The sequence below is a fragment of the Arthrobacter sp. BI5 genome, assembly GCF_056680065.1.
This window is the reverse complement of sequence record NZ_CM155264.1, coordinates 363331-388060: the sequence shown is the minus strand read 5'-3', so window position 1 is coordinate 388060 and position 24730 is coordinate 363331. Positions and strand designations below refer to the sequence as shown.

Genomic DNA, 24730 nt, shown 5'->3' with positions numbered 1-24730 from the left:
GGTAGATACAAGTTATTTTTGGGACTAATTTCTCCGTGGCCCCCGCATCCGCGTCGGGGCGGCGCCGCGGGCCCCGCCTAGGCCTCCCGGCGGCGGCGCAGCGAGTCGGTGAAGACGGCCACGAGGATCACGATTCCCACCACGACGGTCTGCCACTCGGTCTGCACCGACATGATGCGCAGGCCGTTGATCAGCACGCTCATGATGAGGGCGCCGATGAGGGTGCCCAGGACCGAGCCCCGCCCGCCGAGGAGGGAGGTTCCGCCGATGATGACGGCCGCGATGGCCTGCAACTCATAGCCGGATCCCAGCTGGGGCTGGGCGGAATCGAGGCGCGCCGCGATGACGACGCCGGCCACGCCGGTGAAGATGCCTGCCACGGTGTAGACGAGGATCTTCCACTTGCCGGTGTTCACGCCGGAAATCTTGGTGGCCTCCTCGTTACTGCCGATCGCAAAGATGTAGCGGCCCAGCAGGGTCTTGCCAAGCACCAGGTACGCCGCGATGCCGGTAAGGATAAGGATCAGGACAGCGTTGGGCAGGCCCGGGATGAGCTGGCCGAGCGCAATGTCCTTGAATCCCTTGACCTTGCTGAAGTAGATCGGCCGCACGCCGGACAGAACCAGGGCAAGGCCCTGGGCGATCAGCATCATGGCCAGGGTGGCAATGAACGGCGGTAGCTTCAGGATCGAAACATTGAGCCCGTTGATCAGACCCATCAACGCGCCGGTCGCGATCCCGCCGAGCACGCCTACAATCAGCGGGAGCTGAAAGTTCACCAATAGCAGGCCCGTGACCACCGAGCAGAGCGTCATGCCCGTTCCGATCGAGAGGTCAATGCCGGAGGTGATGATCACCAGTGTGGTGCCGAACGCCAGGATGCCGATCACCGCTGTGGAAAGCAGGATTCCGGAGATGTTCGTCCAGGTGAAGAAGTTGCTGCTGGCCAAGGAGAAGAAGACCAGCAGGACGATCAGGGTTCCGAAGGCCAGCGACTGCTGGAGCCGCTGGCGCAGGAAGGATCCCCTGGGTGATTCGCGCTTCACGGCGCCCGCGGGCGCCTCTGTGCGCGGTACAGACTTTACTTCGCTCATTTTTCCGCTCCCTGCTGCTCCACCCGTGTGGCGTAGTCCATGATTGTTGCCTGATCAGCACCATCGCTGTCGATTTCCCCCGTGATGCGGCCACCGGCCATGACCATGATCCGGTGGGACAGCCGGAGAACCTCCGGCAGTTCCGAGGAGATCATGATGATCGACTTGCCCCGCGCCACCAGGTCGTTGAGCAAGCGGTAGATTTCTTCCTTCGCACCGATGTCGATGCCGCGCGTCGGCTCATCGAAGATGAGGATGTCGCAGTCCCGGGCCAACCATTTGGCGATGACGACCTTCTGCTGGTTTCCGCCCGAGAGGTTCTTCGTGGTCGCGAACATCGACGGGGTCTTGATCCGGAGCGAGTCAATGTATTTCTGCGACGTACCCTTGCCCGAGCCCGACTTCATGAACCCGACAGGATTCGTGTAGTTTCCGAGCGACGACAGCAGAATGTTGGTGTTCACGTCCCGATCCAGCAGCAGCCCCAGGCTCTTGCGGTCCTCGGACAGATAGCCAATCCCGTGCTTGACTGCGTCCGCAGGCTGGCCGATCTTCACTTCCTTGCCGTTGACGAAGATCTGCCCCGCCGTCATCCGGTCTGCGCCGATGATGGCCCGGGCCAGTTCGGTCCGCCCCGCCCCCATCAGTCCGGAGAATCCCAGGATCTCCCCGCGCCGCAGCTCGAAGCTGACATCCTTGAGCAGTTTCCGCGTACTGAGGTTCTCGACGCGGAGGACGACGTCGTCCGTGTTGTCCCGGCGAACGTTCTCCGGGCGGGCATTCTCGTCAATCTCCCGGCCGACCATCAGCTTGATCACCTCATGCTGGCTGGCCGTCGCGGTGTCCATGGTGGCGATGTACTTGCCGTCGCGGAGGATGGTGATGCGGTCGGTGATCCGCTTCAGCTCCTCCATCCGGTGCGAAATGTAGATCACGCCGACGCCGCGCTCCCGAAGGTCGCCGATCAGCCGGAAAAGCGTCTCAGTTTCGGCGGTGGTGAGGGCCGACGTCGGCTCATCCATGATGACAACCTTGGCATCGAAGGACAATGCCTTGGCAATCTCCACCATCTGCTGCTTTGCCACCGTGAGGTTCTCGACCAGGTCGGTCGGCGCGAACTCCTTGATCCCAAGCCGGCCAAGCAACTCGGCGGTCTGCCGGTTCAGCTTCTTTTCATCGAGCAAGAGCCCGCCGAGGCGCCTCGGCTCGCGGCCGATGTAGATGTTTTGGGCCACCGTGAGGTGGGACATCAGGTTCATTTCCTGATGGACGATGATGATGCCGAGTTCCTGGGCATGCCTGGGGCCGTCAATCTGGACCGGGACGCCTTCGAGGTAGATGGTCCCGGCGTCCTTTTGATAGATGCCGGACAGGATCTTCATCAAGCTGGACTTTCCCGCTCCGTTCTCGCCGACCAGCGCGATAACCTCGCCCCTATGGACGTCGAAGTGGACATCACTCAGAGCCTGGACGCCGGGAAAGCTTTTGCTGATCCCTTCGACCTTCAGTAGTGGTTCACCCACTGTCTCACCTACTTCTTCGGAGATAACGCTGGTGCCTTACGGCCGGTACTCGTGGATTTTGGACGGCGGTCGGCAGCACTGCCGACCGCCAACTTGTATCTCGATGTATCTATCCTTGGTCCATAACTAGAGTAAGGTCAAATATGACCTAAAACACACCCTTTGGTCGGATGTTTAGAAATCGTTATGGGAGAAACATATGATGATTGGCTGCCACAGCCTAGTCTGGAACGGCTCGCTGGACCCGATTTCCTTTGCGGAGTCAGCGCGCATGACGTCCGAGGCCGGCTTCGATTTGCTGGAAATCCCGCTCATGGACCCCTGGTCCTTCGAGCCGCAACAAGCTTCCCGCACCCTCGCGGAGCATGGACTGGCCGCAACGGCGTCCCTGGGCCTGACCGCCCAGACGGACCTTAGCAGCGAGGACCCGTCCGTGGTCGCCAGAGGCGAAGAAACCTTGAAGAAGTGCCTGGAAATCGTGCACGACCTCGGCGCGGACTACCTGTGCGGCGTCATCTACAGTGCCATGCAGAAGTACTCCCGGCCCGCCACCGCAGCGGGCCGGCGGAACAGCGCCGAAGCGTTGCGGCGGCTCGCCGAACGCGCCGGGGAACTGGGCATCCGCCTCGGCCTGGAGGTGGTGAACCGGTATGAAAGCAACCTGCTCAACACCGGCCGGCAGGCCCTGGCGTTCATCGAGGAGATCGGCCACCCGAACGTCTACCTGCACCTGGACACCTACCACATGAACATCGAGGAACCGGATCTGTTGAGCCCCGTCCTCGCCGCCGGCAACAAGCTGGGGTACGTGCACATTGGGGAGAGCCACCGCGGCTACCTCGGGTCCGGCAGTGTGGATTTCGGTGCGTTCTTCCGCGGCCTCGCCCTGATCGGATACACCGGTCCGGTGGTCTTCGAGTCCTTCTCTTCAGCTGTGGTCGACGGCAACCTGAGCAACACGCTGGGCGTGTGGCGGAACCTGTGGGACGATTCGGCCGACCTGGGCGCCCACGCCAACGGCTTCATTCGCAGCCAGCTGGCATCGGTCGCCTCCATCGATAAACACTAAACATCCGACCTATAAGGACTAACATATGACAAACGAGAGCCGACAAGGCCGAGAAGGCGTCATCATCGTTGGCAGCATCACCGCGGACGTCACAACTTTCTCCCAAAGGCTGCCGAAACGAGGCGAAACCATCCTCGGCGAGGAATTTACCTTGCTGCTGGGAGGCAAAGGCGCCAACCAGGCCGTGGCGAGCGGACTCGCCGGGGCACCGTCCTTCATGGTGGGGTGCGTAGGCAACGACATCTTCCGGCCGCTGGTCACGGGAGGCCTGCAGGAACACGGCGTCGACACCAGCGAGCTCCGTGTGGTGGAGGCCCCCACAGGGATCGCCCACATCAGGGTGGACGATTCAGGCGAAAACGACATTGTGATGGTGCCGCTGGCCAACGATCACCTGGGGGCGGAACAGATCAGCGGCGCGATCACCCGGCTGGCCCCCAGAGCATCGGTGCTGCTGACCCAGCTGGAAATCCCCCGGGAAGCAGCCGCCCATGCAGTCCGGGCCGCCCGGGCCGCAGGTCTGACGGTCATCCTGGACCCGGCACCCGCCGCGGCACTGGACCGCGAGACGTGGGCGAGCGTGGACTACGTAACACCCAACGAGACGGAAGCAAGCCTTATCACCGGAATTCCGGTGACCGACCACGCCAGCGCCATTCGCGCCGGGGAATGGTTCCTCGCGCAGGGAACCGGGGCCGCCATCATCACCCTCGCCTCAGCCGGGGCCGTCCTCGTCACCGCAGACCGGCAGGCCGTTTTCGAGTCCTTCCCCGTCACCGCGGTGGACACCACGGCCGCCGGGGATGCCTTTTCCGGATACCTTGGCGCGTCACTCGCCGCCGGCCTGTCCATTGACGCCGCAATCCGTCGCGCGATGGCCGCGGGCGCACTGGCCGTGACCAAGAAGGGCGCGTCCCCCAGCCTGCCCTGCGCGGCAGACGTCGAGCTCTTCCTTTCCGACAACGTCCCGAGCCATTAGGAGCAGCACATGAGAAAGAACCACGGAATCCTCAACGGGCAGCTGTCACGCGTTGTTTCCGAGACCGGCCACACAGACACCCTGGTGGTCACCGACGCCGGGCTGCCCATCCCCGCCGGGGTCGAACGCGTGGACCTGGCCTATTTCCCCTCCGAGCCGCCGTTCCTCAAGGTCCTGGATGCCGTACTCGCGGAGGTGGTGATCGAGGGCGCGACCCTGGCCGAGGAGCTCCGCGAGGCGAGCCCGGCAATGCTGGCCCGGATCCTGGAACGGCTCAAGGCGGCGGGTGTTGTCCCGGAGTTCGTTCCCCATGCCGAGTTCAAGGCACAGACTTCGAGCGCACGGGCGGCCGTGCGCTCCGGGGAGTTCACCCCTTACGCGAACGTGATCCTGCATGCAGGCGTCGCATACGGCTCGGCACAGGACTAGGAGGGTCGGTGTATTTCTATCTAGACACGGCGTCGCGGGCCGAGGCCGAGCCGCTGCTGCGCAGCGGCCTGTTCGCGGGCCTGACGACGAACCCCAGCATCCTCGCCGGCGCCGGAGTGCTGAACCGGCAGATTCCTGAGCTGGTCGACTGGGCAGGGGCCGCCGGGGCTGGCACGGTATTCGTCCAGGCCTGGGGCGCCACCGCGGCCGAAGTCGAGGACCGGGGTGCCTGGATCCACTCTCTGGGCGACAACCTCGTGGTGAAGGTTCCCGCCACGGCCGATGGCGTGGTGGCCGCCCGGGCGCTGGCAGCCGGGGGCGTGCGGGTGCTGGTCACGGCCGTCTACGCGCGTGAGCAGGCGCTGCCCGCGATGGCTGCCGGAGCTGAGTTCCTGGCCCCGTATCTGGGCAGGATGAACGACGCTGGCCGTGACGGGACGGGAGAGATCGCAGCCATCCAGCAGTGCATCACGGCTGGAGGTTCGCCGATGAAGCTCCTCGTGGCAAGCCTGCGGGAAACGGCCCAGATCTCCGCGCTGGCCCGGCTCGGAGTCTCGCATTTCACCTTGGCCCCGGCCACGTGGCGGAAGTTCTTTTCCGACCCGCTCACGGCCGCCGCCGTGGAGGTCTTCGAAGCCGAATCCGCCCGGATGAGCGTGGTCGGCTAGGAGGCGGTGCTACTTGGCCGGCAGCGAGCGCTTGAGCCAGTGTTCGACGCCGCTGACGTGGACGATCGTGAGCGCCCGGGCCAGATCGGCGTCGTGGTTAGCCAGGGCATCGGCGATCGCGCGGTGCTCAGCGAGCGTCCGTGCGACGGCGTCTTCCTCGGTCAGCGCGCGCCACACCCGGGCACGAACGGTCCTGCTGTTCAGGCCGGAAAGCAGGCTGGCCAGATAGGAATTTCCCGAAGCTTCCGCGATCAGGGCATGGAAGGTCAGGTCGTGCTCAACCAGGTTTTCCGCCGAGTCGACGTCGACGTCGTCGATCTCCTTGTGGAGCAGCGCGAGCTGCTCCGGCGAGATTGCCTGCGCCGCCAGCGAGGCCGCCGAGGCTTCCAGGATCCGCCGCACTTCGAGCAGTTCGAGGACCGACGAATCCCGGCTGAGGTCGACCATGAACGCCACGGATTCCTTCAACAGGGCCGGCTCCAGGCTCGTGACGTAGGTGCCGTCACCACGCCGGACGTCCAGTACCCTGATGGTCTCGAGAGCCTTCACGGCTTCCCGCAGTGAACTGCGGGAGAGCCCGAGCTTCTCACTCAGCTCATTTTCCGGAGGCAGTTTGTCTCCGGGCGACAACTCGCCGGTGAGAATCATGTCCTTGATTCTGGCGATCGCATCATCCGTTAGGGCCATTCGCCCAGCATAGTTCACCGCCGGAAGGGACCAATGCGGGCGATCCGGACCAGGCACAGAGGCAAGGAGCAGCATGGCGGCAACCATACGCGGCGAGGAGATCGGGCTCGAAGCAGTCTTCTGGGACCTCGACGGCACACTGGTGGACACGGAACGCCACTGGACCGCGGCGCAGACCGAACTGGTCGAGAGTTTTGGCGGAACCTGGACTGAAGCCCAGGCCTTGTCGATCATGGGCCGTTCCCAGTCGGAGTCAATCAAGGTCCTGCAACGTGCAGGCGTGCGGCTCTCCGCGCAGGAGATCGCCCTGCGCGTCACCGCAGGCGTCCGGCACTGCATCAGCGAAACGGTCCATTGGCGTCCCGGCGCCCCGGAACTGCTGGCCGGACTTCGGGCAGAAGGCGTGCCGTGCGTGCTCGTAACCATGTCCCACCGCCATATTGTCGACGACATCCTGCAGCACTTTCCGGCAGACAGCTTCGAGTTGGCCGTGACCGGCGACATGGTTTCGCAGGGAAAACCGCATCCCGAGGCCTACCAGACCGCGTTCCGCCACCTCGAACGCACCCGCCCGCGGCTGTCCAGCCGGAGGGTCATCGCCATCGAGGACTCGCTGCCTGGAACCCGGGCGGCCCGCGCGGCCGGACTGCCGACGATCGGTGTTCCGCACCTCGCGCCGCTGGCAGCCGCCGACGGGCTGACCATCTGGCCCACCCTTGAAGGCCGCGGCGTCCTGGACCTGCACGCGGTTATCGCGGCTTCCGGCCGCCAACGCGCCGGGGCGCCTGGAACCGGAGGCGCCTAGGAGCGAGAGCGACTGGGGTCGACCGGCGCCGCCGGGGTCAGCCAGCTAAGCTGCGAGCCGTCTTCCTCGATCAGTCCGCCCAGTTCGGTGTTGAAGATCTTGCTGTGCTCCGCGGTGATGTGCGCCTGGAACGCCTCTTCGTCGCGGTAGATCTCGTACACGAAGTAGGCGTTCGGATTTTCACGTCTGGTGTGCGGATCGAAAACAAGGTTTCCGCTCTCCCCGCGGACCTTGGCGGTCAGCTCGGCCATCATCTCCGCGACCCGGGCCTCGGCCCCGGTCTTGACCGTAAATTCGGCATACAAAACAACAGGCACTGGCATTCCTCTCCCTCGTTGGATCCGACTCTAGACTCCCTGGCGGACGGAGCGAAGCGTTCCCACGGCCGAGCCGGCATTCCACCGCGACGGCGGCCGCCTCCTGCCAGACGGACAAGCCCGCCGCCCGCCCGCCGGCGGCCCGGCCGCTAATTGACGGCGCGCACCACCGGGATCGACGCCGTCGCCGGCCCCGGGAACACCGTGGGCTCCGGACTCACCACGGCATGCAGCGGCACGTCCACCGGCTCGCTGCCGACCGTGAACCGTTCGCCCCGCACGTCGACGTCCAGCGGCGCGCCGTCCGGAACGCTCAGCCGCAGCGCCGCATGGTCCAGCTCGACGCGCAGCAGCCCGCCGCGGAGCTTCAGGTGGAAGGACAGGCTGTCCCATTCGGCGGGCAGCCGCGGATCGAAGTAGGGCACGTCGCCCTGGTCCCGCAGTCCGGCGAAGCCGCTGACCAGCGAGCTCCAGACCCCGCCGGTCGAGGCGATGTGCACGCCGTCGATGGTGTTGCCGTGGGTGTCGTCGAGGTCGATGTAGAGCGCGTGGATGAAGTGGTCCAGCGCGGCCCTGCCGTACCCCACCTCGGCGGCCATGATGCCCTGCACGCAGGCGGACAGGGTGGAGTCGCCGGTGGTGATGGGGTCATAAAAGTCGAAGGCGCGGCGCTTTTCCTCGGCGGTGAAGTCCTGCCACTGCAGGAACATCGCCAGCACCGTGTCGGCCTGTTTGAGGACCTGGTGCCGGTAGATCACCAGCGGGTGGAAGTTCAGCAGCAGCGGGTACTTGGACCGCGGCGTGGTCCAGTCCCACGGCTCGAGGGTCATGAAGTCGTTGTCCTGCGAGTGGACCTGGAGGTCCTCGTCGAAGGGCAGCTGCATCCGGTTGGCGGCCTGCTCCCAGACTTCCCGCTCGGCGTCGTCGATCGCGGGGTGGTCCAGGGCCGCGGCGGCGCGCAGGTTAAAGCGGGCCATGACGTTGGTGTAGAGGTTGTCGTTGACGACGGCGGTGTACTCGTCCGGGCCGGTGACGCCGTGGATGTGGAAGAGCCCGTCTTTGCCGAAGAAGCCCAGTGAGGCCCACATCCGTGCGGTCTCGATCAGCAGTTCGGAGCCGAGGGTTTCCTTGAACCCGGTGTCCCCGCTGGCCCAGATGTAGCGGTTCGTGGCGAAGGCGATCGCGGCGGCGATGTGGAACTGGGCGGTGCCGGCGGCGTAGTAGGCGCTGGCCTCCAGACCGTTGATGGTGCGCCACGGGAAGAGGGCGCCGTCGACGCTGAGCTCCTTGGCGCGGACCCTGGCTTCGGGCAGCAGGTCATGGCGGAATTCGAGGACCTGGCGGGCGTTGCCCGGGCTGGTGTAGGTCAGGTACGGCAGCAGGTACACCTCCTGGTCCCAGAAGTAGTGTCCGTCGTAGCCCGAGCCGGACACGCCCTTGGCCGGGATGCCGGCCACGTCGGCGCAGGCCGTGGCCTGCGCCAGCTGGAAAAGGTTCCAGCGGATGGCCTGCTGCAGCTCGGCCTGCCCGCCCACCACAATGTCGCTGGTGGTCCAGTACTCGCGGTAATGCGCCTCGCTTTGGGCGAAGATCTCGGCCAGCGGCAGCAGTGACCTCTCGGCGGTGTCCGCGAGGTCCTCGTCCGGGGATGGCCCCACCGCGTAGCTGACGCTTTTCTCCAGCACGAACGGTGCGTCCGCGCTGACGGCGAGGACGTAGCGGACGCTGCTGTCGTCCTGGTCCACCTGCGTGTCGAACGGCTGGACCCCGGCCGAGGTCCAGTGGTCCACGGCCATGCCGAGCCGCTGCTTGGACTCGGCGGCCTCCCAGGACAGTCGGAGCGAGCCGTCGCCGCCGTCGAGCCTTACCGGGAGCAGCACCCGCCCGGCGTGCCGGCCGGCGCGGCGCGGGTCATGGGCGGAGTGGTCTTCCACCGGCTGGTCCTGCCGGTTCACGACGGCGGAGGTCACGTCGGCGGAGATGTCCCGGTCGGCCGCGACTTCCAGGGAAATGCCGAGGGCACCGCGCGCCTGGTACCCCACCGCGCGGCGTTCCGTGGTGGTCACGGTCGCGCCGGAACGGCACTGCCAGACGATCCGGCATTCGTAGACGCCGGTCGCGAAGTCCACGCTGCGCCGGTAGTCCAGCACGGTCGATTCCTCAAGGCTGAGCATCTCGCCGTCGATCACCACAACGAAGTTGTTGGCATCCGGGACGTACAGGATGCGCTGGCCCGTGCGGGCGAAGCCGTAGGCGTTTTCCGCGTGCTTGATGTCCCAGATTTCGTGGAAGCCGTTGATGAAGCTGCCCGGAAGCTCGGCGTCGGCGGCGGCCCAGTGCGCACCCCGGATGCCGAGGTGGCCGTTGCCGAGGCTGAAGAGGGTCTCCAGCGTCCCGGCATTGCCCGGCAGGTGGACGGTTTCCACGAGCTGCCAGGGGTCGTTGGGGAACCTGGCGCGGTCCGAGGTGATGAGAGCCATGGTTGGGGTCCTTTGGCGGTGACGGTGTGCGGGTGGGGGGTGGCGGCGGCCGGCTAGAGCAGTTCGGCCAGATCGTTGACGACGATCGTGGCGCCGGCGTCGAGCAGGGTCTTCCGGCCCGCTCCGCGGTCCACGCCGATGACCGAATGGAAGCTCCCCGCGCTTCCAGCCTGGACACCGGAGACGGCGTCCTCGACGACGACGCACTCTTCACTGGGCAGGCCCAGCAGCCGGGCGGCGTACTGATAAGTGGCCGGGCTGGGTTTGCCCGGCAGCCCCTCGGACACGGCGACGACGCCGTCCACCACCACCGGGAAGTAGTCCGACAGCCCGGCGGCCTTGAGCACCGGGACGGCGTTGCGGGAGGAGGAGACGACGGCGAGCTTGAGTCCGCGCTGGAGCGCGGCCTCAATGAAGCGGACGGAGCCCTCAAAAGGCTTCACGCCGCCGGCGGCGACGATGTCGTTGAAGACCTTGTTCTTGCGGTTCCCGAGGCCGTGCACCGTGTCGTGCGCCGGGTCGTCGTCGGCCGGCCCCTCGGGCAGCACGATGTTCCGCGAGGCGAGGAAGTCGCGGACCCCGTCGAAGCGGGGTTTGCCGTCGATGTGGTCAAAGTAGTCGCTCTCGCGGTAGCCCTGCGCCTCCGGGACGTTCTTGAGGAAGCCGTCGAAGAGTTCCTGCCAGGCGCGCTCGTGCACCACCGCGGTGGGGGTCAGGACGCCGTCGAGGTCGAAGAGGATGGCGGAGGCGCCGGCGAGCACGCCGGCGTGGCCGGGCGTGGCGGGGGAATTCTCGGTCATGGATTGGGGGTCCTTTCAGACGTGTCCGGTAAAGCCTTGGGAAGGGTGGTGGCCCCGCGGGACGGCGCTCCGGGGCCGGGCGCTTTTCTGGGGGCGTTGTCCGGCATCAGCGCCGGCGGCGGGTGGTCCTGCGCTCGACCAGCTTGGTCTCCAGCAGGTGCGTGGCGGGGGGATTCGGAAGCCCCGAGCGGTGCAGCCTTTCGATCAGCAGGTTGGCGGCGAACGCGCCTTGGTCGGCGACCGGCTGGGCAATAGTGGTCAGCCCGAGGAACCAGCTCATCTGATGATCGTCTATTCCAATGATGGAGACGTTTTTCGGTGCTGACAAACCGAGGTCCCGCAGGGCCATCAGCGCCCCGAAGGCAGTCTCGTCGCAGCCGGCGAACACTGCGGAGGGCATCCGGCGGTTTTCGATCAGCTCCGTCATGGCGCGGCGTCCACCCTCGATGCTGGAGCCGGCGTCGAGCACCAGGTCGGGGTCGACGGTCAGCTCGTGCTCGGCCAGGGCCAGCTCGAAGCCGCGCCGCCGCGCGTCCGCGGTGTCCACCGAGCGGTCCCCGGGCTCGCGGCCGGCCAGCATCGCCAGGTCCCAGTGGCCCAGGCCGAGCAGGTGGCCGGTCGCCTGCCGGGCGGCCTCCTGGTTGTCGATCCCGACGTTGTCCCACGGCACGCCGCGCATGCCCACGCTCGCGACGGCGAGGCCGGAGGCTTTGAGGGCGGCTATCTCATCGCCGTCGAGGGCGACATTGAGCAGCAGGACCCCGTCCACCCGCTGGGCCAGGCCGGCCAGGTCGCAGAAGAGCTTGCGCTGCACGCTGGGCCGGTTCCGCAGGCTGATCAGCACGGTGTCGAAGCCGCTGTCAGCGAAGACCTCCTCGGCGGCTTCGACGGCCCGGGCGAAAAACCAGGCCGTGGCAGTGGGGGTGATGATGGCCACGGACCCCGTGCTGCCGCCGGCCAGCCGCGCGGCCGCGGGTGAGGCCTTGTAGCCCAGCTTGGCGGCCGCGTCGGCGACCTTGGCCTGGGCCTTTTCGGACACGTTGGGGAGGTCGCGGAGGGCGCGGGAGACGGTGCAGATGGAGAGCCCGGAAAGGGCTGCGACGTCCTGGATGGTCACGCGTGGAGCCTTAGCCATGCGACACGGGCCTGGACCTTTCTTCCCCCTGCAGTAGTGGGCCGATCAAATTGGCCAAAGATGAGTGTAAGCGCTTATAAATTCGGCGCGCAAGTGGCCGCGGTGTTCCATCGAATGGACTTGTCCGGCGGCGCGGGAGCCGGCGTCGGCCGCCTCGGGAGGAGCCTCAGCGCAGCACGTAATGGCGCAGGAACGCGCCGACGTCCACGAGCTCGGCCGGGGAGATCGAGTGGCCCATTCCGGGGTAGCTGCGCGCCGTGAGTTGGGTGTTCCGGTGCAGCCAGTCCTCGGTGTGCGCCGTCGCGGCGTCGTTGATCACCGGATCCGCCTTATCCCGCCCCCAGAAGAACGGGGGCCGCGCGTCGAAGGCCTCGCTCATGGCGAGCAGTTCGTTGTCCAGCACAAAGCCGGACAGCCCGACGACGGCGCGGAAGCCCTCCGGCCGCAGCCGCAGCAGGGTGCTCGCCATGGCCATGCCCTGGGAGTACCCGAGCAGGCTGACGCTGCTGTGCCGGTCCTTGACGGAGTCGATCCAGCTGAAGACCGAATTCGTGGCGGCGATGACGTCCGCGAAGTCGTGGGTGAGGAAGTAGTCCAGCAGGAACCAGCCGTAGTGGTCGCCGATCACCTTAGGCCCGCGGAGGGCGGCGCAGGTGAACGCGGGCGGCAGGTTGGGAAACAGGGCCGCCATGCGGGTCTCGTCCGTGCCGTAGCCGTGCAGCATCACCAGCAGCGGCGTGCCGGCGCGCTCGGCCTCCGGCTTAGACCAGACGACAGTATCCATGGGGACAGCCTAGCCAGCCCGGCCGGGCTGGCGGCGCGCCAGGTCCGGCACCGGGCTGCCGGGTCCCGCCACGGGTTGCGCTACGGGCTTGGGTTTCCGCTGCGGCCCCGGATTGCCGCTGCGGATTCGGACAGATGCACCCCGGATCCGCGTCGCGCCTGTCCGGAAGTGACGCCGTCGTCCGGAAACGCCGCGGAAATGGACCCGGCATGGCCCGATTCAGCCCCTCACCTGCGGATTCCCCCGGCGGGGCGGCCGCGGAATCGTTGAAAGGACACGTACCTGGCTGTAGCGTGACGCTTGACAGCATGCTTAGCAATACCTATCGGTCCCACCGGACACCAAGGAGCAAGTCATGAGAATCGGTTCCTCCATCTTCCTCATCGCCATCGGCGCCATCCTGGCCTGGGCCATCGCGCCCGGCCTAATCCCCAACGTGGACCAGACCATGGTCGGCTACATCCTGATGGTGGTGGGCGTCATCGGGTTGGTCGCGTCCCTGATCCTGGCCTCCCCCGGCCGTGGCCGCACCCGCCGCGTCAGTGAAACCCGCTCCGTCGTCGACCCCAACACCGGCGAGACCATCACCCGCAATGAAAGCCGCGACGCCGGGATCTGATCCTCGGGCGCAGCAACGCGCTACCCAACTGACCCGGGCGCCGGGCCGGACCTCTGAGGTCGGGCCGGGCGTCCGGCGGTTAAGCTGCAGCCGCCGAACGCCCCCGTCGGGACATGCCCAGCCTCGGACGCGGTGAGTGGACAGGACCAGCCCCGGACAAGGCGAATGGACATGCCAACCCTTCGGCCCGACAGCCAGGCTCAATCCCCTGTATTACGTCCGCACATGCCCAACGCTCGTCCGGACATGCGCAGCCTCGGACGCGGCGAGTGGACATAGACCCGAAATGCCCACGTTTCGACCCGAGGGATGAGCATGTCCCCCGCTGCGGGCCGCGAGGAATGGGCATGTCCCCTTCAAAGCGCACGAACTGGGCATGTCCCCGGACCCATCCGAGATCCGTTTCTGCGTTCATGTGGTTTTTCGTTGACAAAGCAACATGAACAAAGATAAAGTCAATCAATTCCACTTCATGTGATGGGGGTCACCGAAGCAGCCGGAGCCCCGGCGCGTGGAGCAGCAGCACCCGAATTAAACGTCGCAATGGAGGGCAAGTGTTCGCCGAGGAACGCCAGCAACTGATCGTGGAGCTCGTCGCCGCCAGCGGCCGGGCCAGCGTGACCGACCTCGCCGAGCGCTTCAGCATCACCACCGAGACCGTCCGCCGCGACCTGGCGGCCCTTGAGATCGCCGGCACCGTCCGCCGGGTCCACGGCGGCGCGGTCTCCCCCGAGCGCATCAGCACCACGGAAGAAAGCATCCTCGAGCGCACCGTGCAGCGGCAGCCCGAGAAGACCCGGATCGCCGAGGCGGCCCTGGCCCTCATTCCGCAGGGCCGGTCCGGCAGCATCCTGATCGACGCCGGCTCCACCACCGAGGCCCTCGCGGATCTGCTCGCGGCCCGCACGGCCGCGGCCGGATCCGCCGGAGCGGCGGCCGCCACTGGCGCCGCGGGCGACGCCGAACTCGTGGTTATTACCCACGCCCTGCCCATCGCGGCGAAGCTGTCCGGCGGCCCCGGCATCGCCCTGCACCTGCTCGGCGGCAAGGTCCGCGGCCTGACCCAGGCCGCCGTCGGCCAGTCCACCGTCGAAGCCGCCGGGCGGATCCGGCCCGACATCGCATTCATCGGCACCAACGGCATTTCCGCGGCCTTCGGGCTGAGCACTCCCGATCCTGAAGAAGCGGCCGTCAAGGCCGCCTTCGTCCATTCAGCGCGCCGCATTGTGGTGCTGGCTGATTCCTCCAAGCTGGACGCGGAAACGCTGGTCCAGTTCGCCTCCCTGAAAGATCTGGACACCGTGATCACAGACACGACACCCAGCCCGGACCTCGCCGCGGCCCTCGCGGACGCCGGAGTGGAGGTGGTGGTCGCATGATCGTCACCCTCACGGCCAATCCCAGCCTGGACCGCACCGTGGCGCTGCCCGGCCCCCTGCTCCGCGGCGAAGTCCAGCGCGCCATTTCCGTCCGGCAGGAGTCCGGCGGCAAGGGAGTCAATGTCTCCCGCGCCCTCGTGGCTTCCGGCCTGAAAACCCTTGCCGTGCTGCCGGGAGCGGACGCGGACCCGGTGCTCGCCGGGCTGCGGGACAGCGACGTGCCGTTCGCCGCCCTGCCCATCGGCGAGCCGCTGCGCAGCAACGTGGCGCTCACCGAGCCCGGCGGCGTCACCACCAAGATCAACGAGCCCGGCCCGGCACTGAGCGGCGAACAGCAGGAGGCCCTGATCGGGCTGCTGCTGGACTCCTCCCGCGGCGCCAGCTGGGTTGTCCTGGCCGGGTCCCTTCCGCCCGGAGTCCCGGCCGACTTCTACGCCACCGTGACCCGGCGGCTGCGTTCCCTGCACGACGGTACCGAGGCACCCCTCATCGCCGTCGACTCCTCCGGCGAACCGCTTGCCGCCGCGATCTCCGGGGACGCCCTGGGGAAACCGGACCTGCTCAAACCCAACGCCGAGGAACTGGCGGAGCTGGCTGCCGCAGCCGGGTTCGCCACGGATAAGTCCGCCGAGGAACTCGAGGCCGATCCGGAGGCTGCCGCGGCAGCCGCCGCCGCCGTCGTGCGTTCCGGGGTGGGTGCCGTGCTCGCCACCCTCGGTTCCAAGGGTGCGGTGCTTGTGACGGCCGACGGCGCGTGGCTGGCCACGCACCCGCCGGTCAAGGCGGTCAGTACGGTCGGCGCCGGCGATTCCTCGCTGGCCGGCTACCTGCTCGCCTCCAGCCAGGGCGCCGCCCCGGCCGATTGCCTGCGTCAGGCGGTGGCCCATGGTGCCGCCGCTGCTTCCCTGCCCGGTTCCACCGTCCCGGCAGTGCACCAAACAACCCCCGCCGCCGTAACCATCACGGCCCTGAAGAAGGATTGACAGTGACCCAGCTCATTACTACCGAACTGGTCGAGCTCGACCAGAATCTAGGCAATACGCCCGAGGACGTGATCCGGCACCTGGCAGGCAGAGTTGCAGCCAACGGACGCGCCACCGAAGTCGAAGGGCTCTTCACCGATGCCTTCGCCCGCGAATCCAAGACCGCCACCGGCGTGCCGGGCGGCATCGCGATCCCGCACTGCCGTTCGACGGCGGTCACGGAAGCGACGCTGGCCATGGCGCGACTGTCCCAGCCGGTTGATTTCGGCGCCAAGGACGGCCCGGCAGACCTGATCTTCTTCATCGCCGCCCCGGAGGGCGCGGACCAGGAGCACCTCAAGCTGCTCTCCAAGCTGGCCCGGTCGCTGATCAAAAAGGACTTCACCGCAGCGCTGCGGGCCGCCGCCACGCAGGCCGAGGTCGTGGAGCTGGTCGAGGGCGCGCTGGCGGACAAGCCCGCCAGCCACGCTGCCGTCCCCACCGGGGCAGGCACGGCGGCCGGAGCAAGCGCGGCGCCGGCCGGCGCCAGCGGTTCACCCGCCGCGGCTGAACCCGCCGGGGCTCCCCGCACCAAGCGCCTCGTCGCGGTCACGGCGTGCCCCACCGGCATCGCCCACACCTACATGGCCGCCGACTCCCTCGTGGCGGCCGCCAAGGAAGTCGGGGTGGACCTGCAGGTCGAGACCCAGGGCTCCTCCGGCGCCAAGGCCCTGGATCCGGCCGTGATCGCCGCGGCTGACGCCGTGATCTTCGCCGTCGACGTCGACGTGCGCGGCAAGGAGCGCTTCGCCGGCAAGCCGGTCATCAACGCCCCGGTCAAGCGCGGCATTGACGAGCCGGACAAGATGGTCCAGGAGGCCCTCGCCGCGGCGGACAACCCCAACGCCCGGCGCGTGCCGCACTTCGGCGCCGAGGAACAGGCCCAGCACGAGGCCGAGGAAAAGGGCGAGCACATCGGCCAGAAGCTCAAGAAGGCCCTGCTCACCGGCGTCAGCTACATGATCCCGTTCGTGGCAGGCGGCGGCCTCCTGATCGCCCTCGGCTTCCTGATGGGCGGCTACCTGATCACGAACTTCGCCGATGACATCGTGGTGCAGAACAGCCTCTTCAACCTGCCCACGGAGTTCCCGGACAACGCCTGGGGCCCGCTGGGCGCCTACCTCGGGGCCGTACTGTTCAAGATCGGTGCGCTTTCGCTGGGCTTCCTGGTCCCGGCCCTGGCCGGTTACATCGCCTACGCGATCGCCGACCGTCCCGGCATCGCCCCCGGCTTTGTCGCCGGTGCCGTGGCAGGGTTCATGGGAGCCGGCTTCCTCGGCGGCATCGTCGGCGGCCTGCTCGCCGGCTACGTCGCTCACATGATCGGCAGGCTCCAAGTGGCGCGCTGGCTGCGCGGCCTGATGCCGGTGGTCATCATCCCGCTGCTGGCCTCCCTGGTCGCCTCGGGACTGATGTTCCTGATCCTGGGCGGCCCGATCGTCGCCATCACCAAGGGCCTGAACGGCTGGCTGTCCGGCCTCACCGGCGCCAGCGCCATCGCCCTCGGCGTGATCCTGGGCCTGATGATGTGCTTCGACCTGGGCGGACCGGTCAACAAGGTGGCCTACTCCTTCGCAGTCGCCGGGCTCGGCGCCGCATCCATGGACAACCAGGCCCCGTGGCAGATCATGGCGGCCGTGATGGCCTCCGGCATGGTGCCGCCGCTGGCCATGGCCCTTGCCTCCACCGTGCTGAACAAGAAGCTGTTCAGCCTCGCCGAGCAGGAGAACGGCAAGGCCGCCTGGCTGCTGGGCGCCTCCTTCATCTCCGAAGGCGCCATCCCGTTCGCCGCGGCCGACCCGCTGCGCGTCATCCCCGCCAGCATGGTGGGCGGCGCGGTGACCGGCGCCATTTCGATGGCGGCCGGCGTCGGTTCCAAGGCTCCGCATGGCGGCATCTTCGTCTTCTTCGCGATCGACAACTTCCTGATGTTCGTCGTCTCGATCCTGGTCGGCACGGTGGTCACCGCGCTGTCCGTGATCGCGCTCAAGCGCTGGGCAGTCAAGAAGACCGTTGATACGGTTGAACCGGTTCCCGTAACCGTCTGAGCCGGTCCGAACAGACCTTCCCAAGCTGATCATCCAAAGCTGAAATCAAGGAGCAGAAATGACCGAACGTAACGCCACCATTGCCAGCCGCGTGGGGCTCCACGCCCGTCCGGCCGCCATCTTTGCCGAGGCTGCAGGCGAGTTCGATCTCGAAATCACCATCGCCCGGCTCGGCGAACCGGAAGACGAGGCCATGGACGCCGCCAGCATCCTGTCGCTGATGAGCCTCGGCGCATCGCACGGCGAGGTTGTGGTTTTGCGTGCCGAGGGCGACGGCGCCGACGCCGCCCTGGACCGCCTCGTCCAGATCCTCGAAACGGACCACGACGCCGAATAGCGGCCCGCCGCGGCGGCCCGGCAGCACCCTTCGCGGGGTGGTGCCGGGCCGCCGTCGTTTCCGCCGATGCCGGCCCGCGGGACATGTCCAGTCCCCCAACGCCGCGCCCGACGGGACATGTCCATCCTTGGCCGCGGCGCGTGGGCATACGGGCACAGTGTCCATCGACGGACCTGACCGGAGGGCATGTCCCGTGGTTTCTCGCAGCCGGCCTCGAGGGGAGCGCGTTCCCAGCCATCACGCATACCCCGGGAGCATGTCCAGTCCCCAACGCCGCGCCCGACGGGACATGTCCATCCTTGGCCGCGGCGCGTGGGCATAGGGGCACAGTGTCCATTGGCGGACCTGACCGGAGGGCATGTCCAGTGGTGGCACCGATGACGGGGTAGTGACGGGCTAGCACCGGGCCGCCGTCGTTTCCGCTCCCGGCCACTCCCCCCGCAGCATCCGTAAGGGGCCTTAGTAGATGCTTGTGTTCCCCTCCCCGCGTCGATAGCTTGGAAAACGCGGCTGCCGGACGGGCAGCCGCCAGGACCAGTTCCCGCCTTAAGGAGACGAACCGTGGCAAGCGTGCAGGAGAGCATCGACGTCGACGTCCCCGTGTCGACCGCGTACAACCAGTGGACCCAGTTCGAGACCTTCCCGGTGTTCATGAGGGGCGTTGAGGCCGTGGAGCAGATCGACGAGACCTCCCTCCAGTTCCGCACCGACATCGCCGGCGTGCGGCGCGAATACCTGGCCCAGATCACCGAGCAAACACCGGACCACCGGATCGCCTGGGTCAGCACGGACAAACCCCGCACCACCGGCACCGTCACGTTCGACTCCCTCGGCGCCGACCGCACCCGCGTCAGCGTCGAACTGGAGTGGGAGCCCGAAGGCATGGTGGAGAAGGCCGGCTCCGCGCTCGGTGCGGACAGCCGCCAGGTCGGCGCGGACCTCGGCCGCTTCAAGGAGTTCATCGAGTCCCGCGGCATCGAAACCGGCGGGTGGCGCTCTTCCGTTGACCGCGGCGAGGTCGACGACGTCCAGCCGGCTGATCCCGCCGACGGAGGGCCGCGGTAGCCATGCCCACGAAGAAAGGTGAGCCGAAGGGTTCCGAAAGCCCCAGCATCAAGGACCCGGAACTCTACGAGGCCTTGTTGGACGACGGCGCCTCGAAGCAGAAGGCTGCCCGGATCTCCAACGCGGCGGCGAAGCGGGGCCGGTCCTCGGTGGGCCGCAAGGGCGGCAAGTCCGGCGACTATGAGGACTGGACGGTCGCGCAGCTGAAGGAAAAAGCCAAGGAAATCGGGCTCAAGGGCTACTCGGCGAAAAAGAAGAGCGAACTCATCTCCGCGCTGCGGAACTCCTGAGCCGATGACGGCAGCGCCGCAGGCGGCTACCCCCGGCTCAGGCGCCCTTGCGCGCCGCCCCCTTTGTCGCAGCTGTCTTCGCCGCGGTCGTCTTGGCGGCGGTTGTCTTGGCGGCAGCGGTCTTGGACGTGGCGGTTTTCGATGCGGCACTCTTCGACGCCGTCGCCTTGGCCGCGGGGGTTTTCGCGGAGGTCGTCTTGGACGCCCTCCCGGTACCGCCGGCTCCGCCGGAGGCCGCCTTCGCGCTGGTTGCCTTCGGGGCCGCCTTGGACCTGGTGGTCCGGGCTGGGGCAGCTTTCGGCTTGCTGCCGCCCGCCGCGCCGTCGTCCTCCCCTGCACCACCGTCGTTGTCTGCAGCGTCGTCCGCAGCGGCGCGGGAACCGGCACCGGAACCGGCAGCGGCTCCGCGCTTGCGCTCGATGCTGCGCTTCAACGCGTCCATCAGGTCGATCACCTCGCCGGTCCCGGCCTCCGCCGCCGGGGCGCCGAAGGTCTCCTCCGTATCCAGCGACTCGCCCTGTTCGATCTTGGCGTCGATCAGCTGCCGCAGCTGGAGCTGGTACTCGTCCGTGAACTGCTCCGGCTCGAAGTCCGCCGCCATCGAGTCCACCAGGGCTGCGGACATTTCCCGCTCCTGCGCCGAGATCCGCACGCTGGTTTCCAGCGCGGGGAAGCTCGCCTCGCGCACCTCGTCGGCCCAGAGCAGCCCCTGCAGCACCAGCACATCGCCGCGGATCCGCAGCGCCCCCAGCCGGGTCTTTTCCCGCAGCGCGAACTGCACGACGGCCACCCGGTCGGTATCTTCCAGCGCACGGCGCAGCAGCACGTAGGCCTTGGGCGACTTGGCGTCCGGTTCGAGGTAGTAGCTTTTCTCGAACATCATCGGGTCGAGCTGCTCGGCGGGGACGAACTGCACCACTTCGATCTCGTGGCTGTTCTCCGCCGGGATCGACTTGAGTTCCTCGCGGCTGAGGATCACCGTGCGGCCCTCGTCCTCGTAGGCCTTGTCGATGTCCTCGTAGTCGATGATCTTGCTGCAGACCTCGCACCGGCGCTGGTAGCGGATCCGGCCGCCGTCGGCGTTGTGGACCTGATGCAGGCTGATGTCGTGGTCCTCGGTGGCGCTGTAGACCTTCACCGGGACGTTGACCAGCCCGAACGCTATCGCGCCTTTCCAGATGGCTCTCATGGCTCAAGTGAACACCAGAGCCGGACGGAGGTGAAGTGTTTTGGCTGACAGCAAGGAACGCGTCCGCGTTGACGGCCGGGAACTGGTGCTGACCAACCTGGAAAAGGTGATGTACCCGGAGACCGGGACGACCAAGGCCGATGTACTCGCCTACTACGCCGCGGTGGCCCCCGTCCTGATCCCGGCCGCGGCGAACCGTCCGGCCACCCGGAAGCGCTGGGTCCACGGCGTGGGCACCGCCGGCGCGCCGGGCGAGATGTTCTTCCAGAAGAACCTGGACCACTCCACGCCGGGGTGGGTGCCGCGGGCGTCCATCACGCACAAGGAGCGCACCATCCAGTACCCGCTGGTCAACGATCCGGCCACGCTCACCTGGCTGGCCCAGATTGCGGCGCTGGAGATCCATGTGCCGCAGTGGCGGGTGGATTCGCACGGCAACGCCATGCCGCCGGACCGGCTGGTGCTGGATCTGGACCCCGGCGACGGCGCAGGCCTGGCCGAGTGCGTGGAAGTCGCCAAACTGGCCCGCAGCATCCTGCAGGACGTGGGCCTGGAGCCCGTTCCCGTGACCAGCGGCAGCAAAGGCATCCACCTTTACGCCGCGCTGGACGGGACCCAGAGCTCGGACCAGGTCTCGGAGTTTGCCCACGAACTGGCCAGGGCGCTGGAGGCGGACCACCCGGACCTGGCGGTCAGCGACATGAAGAAGACCCTGCGCACCGGCAAGGTCCTGGTGGACTGGAGCCAGAACAGCGCCGCGAAGACCACGATCGTGCCCTACTCGCTGCGCGGCAGGCTCCGGCCCACCGTGGCGGCGCCGCGGACCTGGCGGGAGCTCGGCTCGCCGTCCCTGCGCCAGCTCGACTACCGGGAGGTGATGAAGCGGGTGCAGGCAGGCAAGGACCCGTTCGCGGCCATCTCCGGCGGCGCCCACGCCGCCCATTCCGCCACTCACCCCGGCGCGCCGGCGGCCGGCGCTGGCGCCGGGGCCCGGTCCGGGGCCGACGCCCACACCGCGGACAATACCGGCGACGGCGGCGATACCGACCCCCGGCTGGAGACCTACCGGGCCAAGCGGGACGCGGCGGCCACGCCGGAGCCGTTCACGGCCGAACAGCACCGCGGCAGGACGGACGGCGGCACGCTCCGGGAAAGCTTCGTCATCCAGGAACACCACGCCAGCCGGCTGCACTTCGATTTCCGCCTCGAGCGCGACGGCGTGCTGGTCTCCTGGGCGCTGCCCAAAGGCGTCCCCACCACCAAGGCCAAAAACCACCTCGCCGTCCAGACCGAGGACCACCCGATGGACTACGCGGACTTTGAGGGCACCATCCCCAAGGGCCAGTACGGGGCGGGCACCGTCAGCATCTGGGACCGCGGCCACTACGAGTGCGAGAAGTGGATCGCGGGCAAGGAGGTCATCGCCACCCTCACCGGAGCGGAGGGCGGTGGGCTGGGCGGCACCCGGAGGTTCGCACTGATCCACACCGGCCAGGCCAACGACCAGTGGCTCATCCACCTCATGGACACCCCCGACGCCGGGCCCGGCCGCCAACCGGCCCCGGCGGGCCGCCGGCCGGCGGCTGCAGACCCCCCGGCCGGCTCCGCCCGCGGCCCTGCCGCCGCCGGCCCGGCCGGCTCCGCACCGGACCCGGCGGAGCTCGCGCCGATGCTGGCGAGCGCCGGTACCCCTGCGGACCTGGCGGACAAGGACTGGCAGTTTGAACTCAAATGGGACGGTATCCGGGCGCTGATCCTCGGCGACGCGGACCGCATCCGGCTGATCAGCCGCAACGGCAAGGACATGTCCGCCAGCTACCCGGAGCTCACGGAGCGCTCCTGCTGGCCGCCGCAGGACTTCGCCGCCGACGGCGAGATCATCGCCGTCGGACCGTCCGGCCGCCCCGATTTCGGGCTGCTGCAGGGGCGGATGAAGCTGAGCAAGGCCGCCGACGTCGCGAAGGCGCGGGCTTCCACCCCGGTGCGCCTGATGCTTTTCGATCTGCTCACCGAGCGCGGGGAGGATCTGCGGCGCCGGCCCCTCCGGGAGCGGCGGGACCGGCTGGAGGCCTTCTTCGGGGCCGGTTCCCGCGACGGTGCCTGCCCGGTTGAACTGTCCGAGGTGATCGACGCCGACGTCGGGCACATCCTGGAAAGCGCCGAGGAGCTGGGGCTCGAGGGCGTGATGGCCAAGCGCACCGGCGGGCGCTACGTCGGCCAGCGAAGCCGGTCCTGGCTCAAACTCAAGCTCGGGAAGACCCAGGAAGTGGTGGTGGGCGGCTGGCGGCCAGGCAACGGCGGGCGCCGCGACACGGTCGGTTCGCTGCTGCTGGGCATCCCGGAGGGGACGAAGCTGCGCTACGTGGGCCGGGTGGGCAGCGGTTTCAGCGGCCGCGAACTCAGGGAACTGCGCCAGCAGCTGGATGCTTTGCCGCGCAAGACCTCGCCCTTCGCGGAGGTCCCCGCCGAAGACGCCTCGGACGCCCAGTGGGTGTCCGCCAAGCTGGTGGGCGAGGTGACGTTCGGCGAATGGACAGCCGGCGGGAAGCTCCGCCACCCGGTCTGGCGCGGCTGGCGCCTGGACAAAGCCCCGGCCGACGTCGTCGTCGAACGTGGCTGAGGGCCCGCCGTGGCGGACCCCCAGGGTGTTTAGTCGTGATGCGGGATCTGCGGGCGGCTCTGCCGGTGGATGGCCGCGTCTGCCACCTGCTGTGCCTGCTGACCGCGGACAACATCGCGGTCCTTGGGATGACGGTGCTTCCCGCTGCCGTCAGGCCACTCATGGCCGTCCGCGGGCGACGGCGGTTCCGGGCGCTTGCTCTCGGGCCCGGGCACCTCGTCCATGGACTCCGCCAGGTGACCTGCAACCTCCGGCTCGATCTCTTCTTTCGAGTGATGATCCGCCATGGCTCTTCCTTTCTGCGATGAAATGAAGCGTCCCCCAATCGTAGGTCGGCGCCGTTGAGATGTCTCTAGGTCCTACCAGCGGACTTTCTTCTGCGCGGGACCCTGCTTGCCGCTGGCATGGGTGGGCTTATGGCTGCGGCCGACACTGGGCAACCCGGCCCCGCCGCGGGACTTGCTGGCCAGCATTTCCCGCTGGGCATCGGTGAGGCGGGATTTGACGCCCTGTTCCGGCTTTGCCGCGGCGCCGGGTTCATCCGCCCCGGGCGTTCCGGGCTCTTCGCGCTTGCCGGTGTTCTCTGTCATGGGAAGCTCTCCTCGGCTCGGCTGTTGCCAACACCGGCAACGACGCCGGCGATGAGTCAACCATAGGCGGCGTCCGCACCCGTTGGACAGAGACAGGAAAAGTTAGGCTGGGGCATGGATTACACCATTCGTCACGCCACTGCCGACGACGCCGATGCCTTGGTCCGGATGCACACCCTGGCTCACGAGCAGTGCTACGCAGCCCAGCTGCCCGCGGCGTTCTTTGAAGCCCGGCGCGCCAACCTCCTCGAGCGGGTGGAACGGCGCCGGCCCCACCTGGACGGTGCCGAGCCCCGGATCATCGCCGTGGACGCCAGCGACAACATCATTGGATTCGCCGACGCCGGACCGGGGCGGGACGCGGACCGGCCCCGGGAATTGGAGCTGTATTCCCTCTACACGCTGACCCACGCCTACGGCAGCGGGCTCGGCGCCGCCCTGCTGGAAGCCGCCATCGGCCACTCCCCCGCCTACCTGTGGGTGCTCGAAGACAACCCACGGGCCCGGGCCTTTTACGCCAAGCACGGGTTCCGGCCCGACGGGGAACGCAAACTGCTGCCGGCCGACTGGTTCGAACTGCCCGAGATACGTCTGGTGCGGCCGGCCGGAAGGCCCCGAAAGGCTGCCGGATAGTCCCGAAAAGCGCCCAAATGCGGGCCGATGCGAAAAAACTTGGCGGAAAGTTCCGGGACACGGCTTCTTCCCAAGAGCGGCGCGGATAAATCCGGCACGAAGTCACCGCCGATAGTGCCCCTTTGGCGCCGGAATCGGCTGATCATACGGCACCAGAATCGGAAACGC

Annotated in this window: 25 protein-coding genes; 14 read left to right on the top strand and 11 right to left on the bottom strand. The window is 67.8% G+C overall.

The features are described from left to right. Positions 1-77 precede the first annotated feature (77 nt). Complete coding sequence (locus AC1MED_RS01880) at positions 78-1094, bottom strand: ABC transporter permease (RefSeq protein WP_479785172.1); 1017 nt, start codon at positions 1092-1094, stop codon at positions 78-80. Continuing rightward, positions 1091-2617, bottom strand: a complete 1527-nt coding sequence (locus tag AC1MED_RS01875) for a sugar ABC transporter ATP-binding protein (protein WP_479785170.1) — start codon at positions 2615-2617, stop codon at positions 1091-1093. The genes AC1MED_RS01880 and AC1MED_RS01875 overlap by 4 nt, the downstream gene beginning before the upstream one ends. A 271-nt stretch (positions 2618-2888) precedes the next feature. On the opposite strand from AC1MED_RS01875, the gene AC1MED_RS01870 reads away from it, so the two are divergent. Genes AC1MED_RS01870 through AC1MED_RS01855 form a run of 4 tightly spaced genes read left to right on the top strand, consistent with a single transcriptional unit; the run spans position 2889 to position 5762 of the window. Then, positions 2889-3686: a sugar phosphate isomerase/epimerase family protein gene (locus tag AC1MED_RS01870; protein WP_479785168.1), complete on the top strand. Its 798-nt coding sequence runs from the start codon at positions 2889-2891 to the stop codon at positions 3684-3686. A 25-nt stretch (positions 3687-3711) separates the two neighbouring features. After that, a complete protein-coding gene (locus AC1MED_RS01865; protein WP_479785166.1) occupies positions 3712-4665 on the top strand; it encodes a ribokinase in 954 nt (317 codons plus the stop codon). A 9-nt stretch (positions 4666-4674) separates the two neighbouring features. Further along, complete coding sequence (gene rbsD, locus AC1MED_RS01860; protein ID WP_479785164.1) at positions 4675-5094, top strand: D-ribose pyranase; 420 nt, start codon at positions 4675-4677, stop codon at positions 5092-5094. 8 nt (positions 5095-5102) lie between these two features. Then, on the top strand, positions 5103-5762 hold the full coding sequence (locus AC1MED_RS01855) for a transaldolase family protein (RefSeq protein ID WP_479785163.1): 660 nt from the start codon (positions 5103-5105) through the stop codon (positions 5760-5762). A 9-nt stretch (positions 5763-5771) separates the two neighbouring features. Here the strand turns inward: AC1MED_RS01855 and AC1MED_RS01850 are convergent, their stop codons facing one another. Continuing rightward, positions 5772-6449: a FadR/GntR family transcriptional regulator gene (locus tag AC1MED_RS01850; RefSeq protein ID WP_479778063.1), complete on the bottom strand. Its 678-nt coding sequence runs from the start codon at positions 6447-6449 to the stop codon at positions 5772-5774. 73 nt (positions 6450-6522) lie between these two features. Between AC1MED_RS01850 and AC1MED_RS01845 the strand changes: the two genes are divergently transcribed. Then, positions 6523-7254, top strand: coding sequence for an HAD family hydrolase (locus AC1MED_RS01845; RefSeq protein ID WP_479785161.1), 732 nt, complete (start codon positions 6523-6525; stop codon positions 7252-7254). On the opposite strand, the gene AC1MED_RS01840 is transcribed toward AC1MED_RS01845, so the two are convergent. The 5 genes from AC1MED_RS01840 to AC1MED_RS01820 all read right to left on the bottom strand — a co-directional run bounded on the left by AC1MED_RS01840 (position 7251) and on the right by AC1MED_RS01820 (position 12770). Further along, a complete protein-coding gene (locus tag AC1MED_RS01840) occupies positions 7251-7571 on the bottom strand; it encodes a putative quinol monooxygenase (RefSeq protein ID WP_479785159.1) in 321 nt (106 codons plus the stop codon). The two genes, AC1MED_RS01845 and AC1MED_RS01840, sit on opposite strands and share 4 nt — an antisense overlap. Positions 7572-7720: 149 nt before the next feature. Then, positions 7721-10051: a glycoside hydrolase family 65 protein gene (locus tag AC1MED_RS01835; RefSeq protein WP_479785157.1), complete on the bottom strand. Its 2331-nt coding sequence runs from the start codon at positions 10049-10051 to the stop codon at positions 7721-7723. A gap of 53 nt (positions 10052-10104) precedes the next feature. Next, positions 10105-10851, bottom strand: coding sequence for an HAD family hydrolase (locus AC1MED_RS01830; protein WP_479785155.1), 747 nt, complete (start codon positions 10849-10851; stop codon positions 10105-10107). A gap of 106 nt (positions 10852-10957) precedes the next feature. After that, on the bottom strand, positions 10958-11968 hold the full coding sequence (locus AC1MED_RS01825; protein ID WP_479785153.1) for a LacI family DNA-binding transcriptional regulator: 1011 nt from the start codon (positions 11966-11968) through the stop codon (positions 10958-10960). Positions 11969-12152: 184 nt separating this feature from the next. After that, positions 12153-12770 (bottom strand): alpha/beta hydrolase, encoded by a 618-nt coding sequence (locus tag AC1MED_RS01820; RefSeq protein WP_346958447.1) that lies wholly within the window; start codon positions 12768-12770, stop codon positions 12153-12155. Positions 12771-13125: 355 nt separating this feature from the next. On the opposite strand from AC1MED_RS01820, the gene AC1MED_RS01815 reads away from it, so the two are divergent. From AC1MED_RS01815 to AC1MED_RS01785, 7 genes are all read left to right on the top strand, one after another. Continuing rightward, complete coding sequence (locus AC1MED_RS01815; RefSeq protein WP_479785151.1) at positions 13126-13389, top strand: DUF6458 family protein; 264 nt, start codon at positions 13126-13128, stop codon at positions 13387-13389. Positions 13390-13943: 554 nt separating this feature from the next. Next, positions 13944-14768 (top strand): DeoR/GlpR family DNA-binding transcription regulator, encoded by an 825-nt coding sequence (locus tag AC1MED_RS01810; protein ID WP_346958445.1) that lies wholly within the window; start codon positions 13944-13946, stop codon positions 14766-14768. Then, the gene (locus tag AC1MED_RS01805; protein ID WP_479785149.1) at positions 14765-15751 is read left to right on the top strand and encodes a 1-phosphofructokinase family hexose kinase; all 987 of its coding nucleotides are present in this window, start codon (positions 14765-14767) and stop codon (positions 15749-15751) included. The genes AC1MED_RS01810 and AC1MED_RS01805 overlap by 4 nt, the downstream gene beginning before the upstream one ends. 2 nt (positions 15752-15753) lie before the next feature. Then, the gene (locus AC1MED_RS01800) at positions 15754-17838 is read left to right on the top strand and encodes a PTS fructose transporter subunit IIABC (RefSeq protein WP_479785148.1); all 2085 of its coding nucleotides are present in this window, start codon (positions 15754-15756) and stop codon (positions 17836-17838) included. Between the two features lie 58 nt (positions 17839-17896). Then, on the top strand, positions 17897-18175 hold the full coding sequence (locus AC1MED_RS01795; protein WP_138767728.1) for an HPr family phosphocarrier protein: 279 nt from the start codon (positions 17897-17899) through the stop codon (positions 18173-18175). 561 nt (positions 18176-18736) lie between these two features. Then, positions 18737-19240, top strand: a complete 504-nt coding sequence (locus AC1MED_RS01790; protein WP_479785146.1) for an SRPBCC family protein — start codon at positions 18737-18739, stop codon at positions 19238-19240. A gap of 2 nt (positions 19241-19242) precedes the next feature. Further along, positions 19243-19530, top strand: coding sequence for a DUF7218 family protein (locus AC1MED_RS01785; protein WP_479785144.1), 288 nt, complete (start codon positions 19243-19245; stop codon positions 19528-19530). A gap of 37 nt (positions 19531-19567) precedes the next feature. On the opposite strand, the gene ku is transcribed toward AC1MED_RS01785, so the two are convergent. Then, positions 19568-20719 (bottom strand): non-homologous end joining protein Ku, encoded by a 1152-nt coding sequence (gene ku / locus AC1MED_RS01780; RefSeq protein WP_479785142.1) that lies wholly within the window; start codon positions 20717-20719, stop codon positions 19568-19570. A 40-nt stretch (positions 20720-20759) separates the two neighbouring features. Here ku and AC1MED_RS01775 point away from each other — a divergent pair, with 40 nt between their 5' ends. After that, a complete protein-coding gene (locus AC1MED_RS01775; RefSeq protein ID WP_479785140.1) occupies positions 20760-23339 on the top strand; it encodes an ATP-dependent DNA ligase in 2580 nt (859 codons plus the stop codon). A gap of 29 nt (positions 23340-23368) precedes the next feature. Here AC1MED_RS01775 and AC1MED_RS01770 read toward each other — a convergent pair whose 3' ends face one another. Next, a complete protein-coding gene (locus AC1MED_RS01770) occupies positions 23369-23626 on the bottom strand; it encodes a hypothetical protein (protein WP_346958438.1) in 258 nt (85 codons plus the stop codon). Positions 23627-23698: 72 nt separating this feature from the next. Then, the gene (locus AC1MED_RS01765) at positions 23699-23929 is read right to left on the bottom strand and encodes a hypothetical protein (RefSeq protein ID WP_346958437.1); all 231 of its coding nucleotides are present in this window, start codon (positions 23927-23929) and stop codon (positions 23699-23701) included. Between the two features lie 114 nt (positions 23930-24043). On the opposite strand from AC1MED_RS01765, the gene AC1MED_RS01760 reads away from it, so the two are divergent. Further along, positions 24044-24562: an N-acetyltransferase family protein gene (locus AC1MED_RS01760; RefSeq protein ID WP_479785137.1), complete on the top strand. Its 519-nt coding sequence runs from the start codon at positions 24044-24046 to the stop codon at positions 24560-24562. Positions 24563-24730: the final 168 nt, after the last annotated feature.

Coding starts and splice junctions, on each gene's coding strand:
- AC1MED_RS01880 (WP_479785172.1), bottom strand. CDS start 1,094: ATGAGCGAAGTAAAGTCTGTACCGCGCACAGAGGCGCCCGCGGGCGCC.
- AC1MED_RS01870 (WP_479785168.1), top strand. CDS start 2,889: ATGACGTCCGAGGCCGGCTTCGATTTGCTGGAAATCCCGCTCATGGAC.
- AC1MED_RS01865 (WP_479785166.1), top strand. CDS start 3,712: ATGACAAACGAGAGCCGACAAGGCCGAGAAGGCGTCATCATCGTTGGC.
- rbsD (WP_479785164.1), top strand. CDS start 4,675: ATGAGAAAGAACCACGGAATCCTCAACGGGCAGCTGTCACGCGTTGTT.
- AC1MED_RS01850 (WP_479778063.1), bottom strand. CDS start 6,449: ATGGCCCTAACGGATGATGCGATCGCCAGAATCAAGGACATGATTCTC.
- AC1MED_RS01845 (WP_479785161.1), top strand. CDS start 6,523: ATGGCGGCAACCATACGCGGCGAGGAGATCGGGCTCGAAGCAGTCTTC.
- AC1MED_RS01835 (WP_479785157.1), bottom strand. CDS start 10,051: ATGGCTCTCATCACCTCGGACCGCGCCAGGTTCCCCAACGACCCCTGG.
- AC1MED_RS01830 (WP_479785155.1), bottom strand. CDS start 10,851: ATGACCGAGAATTCCCCCGCCACGCCCGGCCACGCCGGCGTGCTCGCC.
- AC1MED_RS01820 (WP_346958447.1), bottom strand. CDS start 12,770: ATGGATACTGTCGTCTGGTCTAAGCCGGAGGCCGAGCGCGCCGGCACG.
- AC1MED_RS01815 (WP_479785151.1), top strand. CDS start 13,126: ATGAGAATCGGTTCCTCCATCTTCCTCATCGCCATCGGCGCCATCCTG.
- AC1MED_RS01805 (WP_479785149.1), top strand. CDS start 14,765: ATGATCGTCACCCTCACGGCCAATCCCAGCCTGGACCGCACCGTGGCG.
- AC1MED_RS01795 (WP_138767728.1), top strand. CDS start 17,897: ATGACCGAACGTAACGCCACCATTGCCAGCCGCGTGGGGCTCCACGCC.
- AC1MED_RS01785 (WP_479785144.1), top strand. CDS start 19,243: ATGCCCACGAAGAAAGGTGAGCCGAAGGGTTCCGAAAGCCCCAGCATC.
- ku (WP_479785142.1), bottom strand. CDS start 20,719: ATGAGAGCCATCTGGAAAGGCGCGATAGCGTTCGGGCTGGTCAACGTC.
- AC1MED_RS01770 (WP_346958438.1), bottom strand. CDS start 23,626: ATGGCGGATCATCACTCGAAAGAAGAGATCGAGCCGGAGGTTGCAGGT.
- AC1MED_RS01765 (WP_346958437.1), bottom strand. CDS start 23,929: ATGACAGAGAACACCGGCAAGCGCGAAGAGCCCGGAACGCCCGGGGCG.
- AC1MED_RS01760 (WP_479785137.1), top strand. CDS start 24,044: ATGGATTACACCATTCGTCACGCCACTGCCGACGACGCCGATGCCTTG.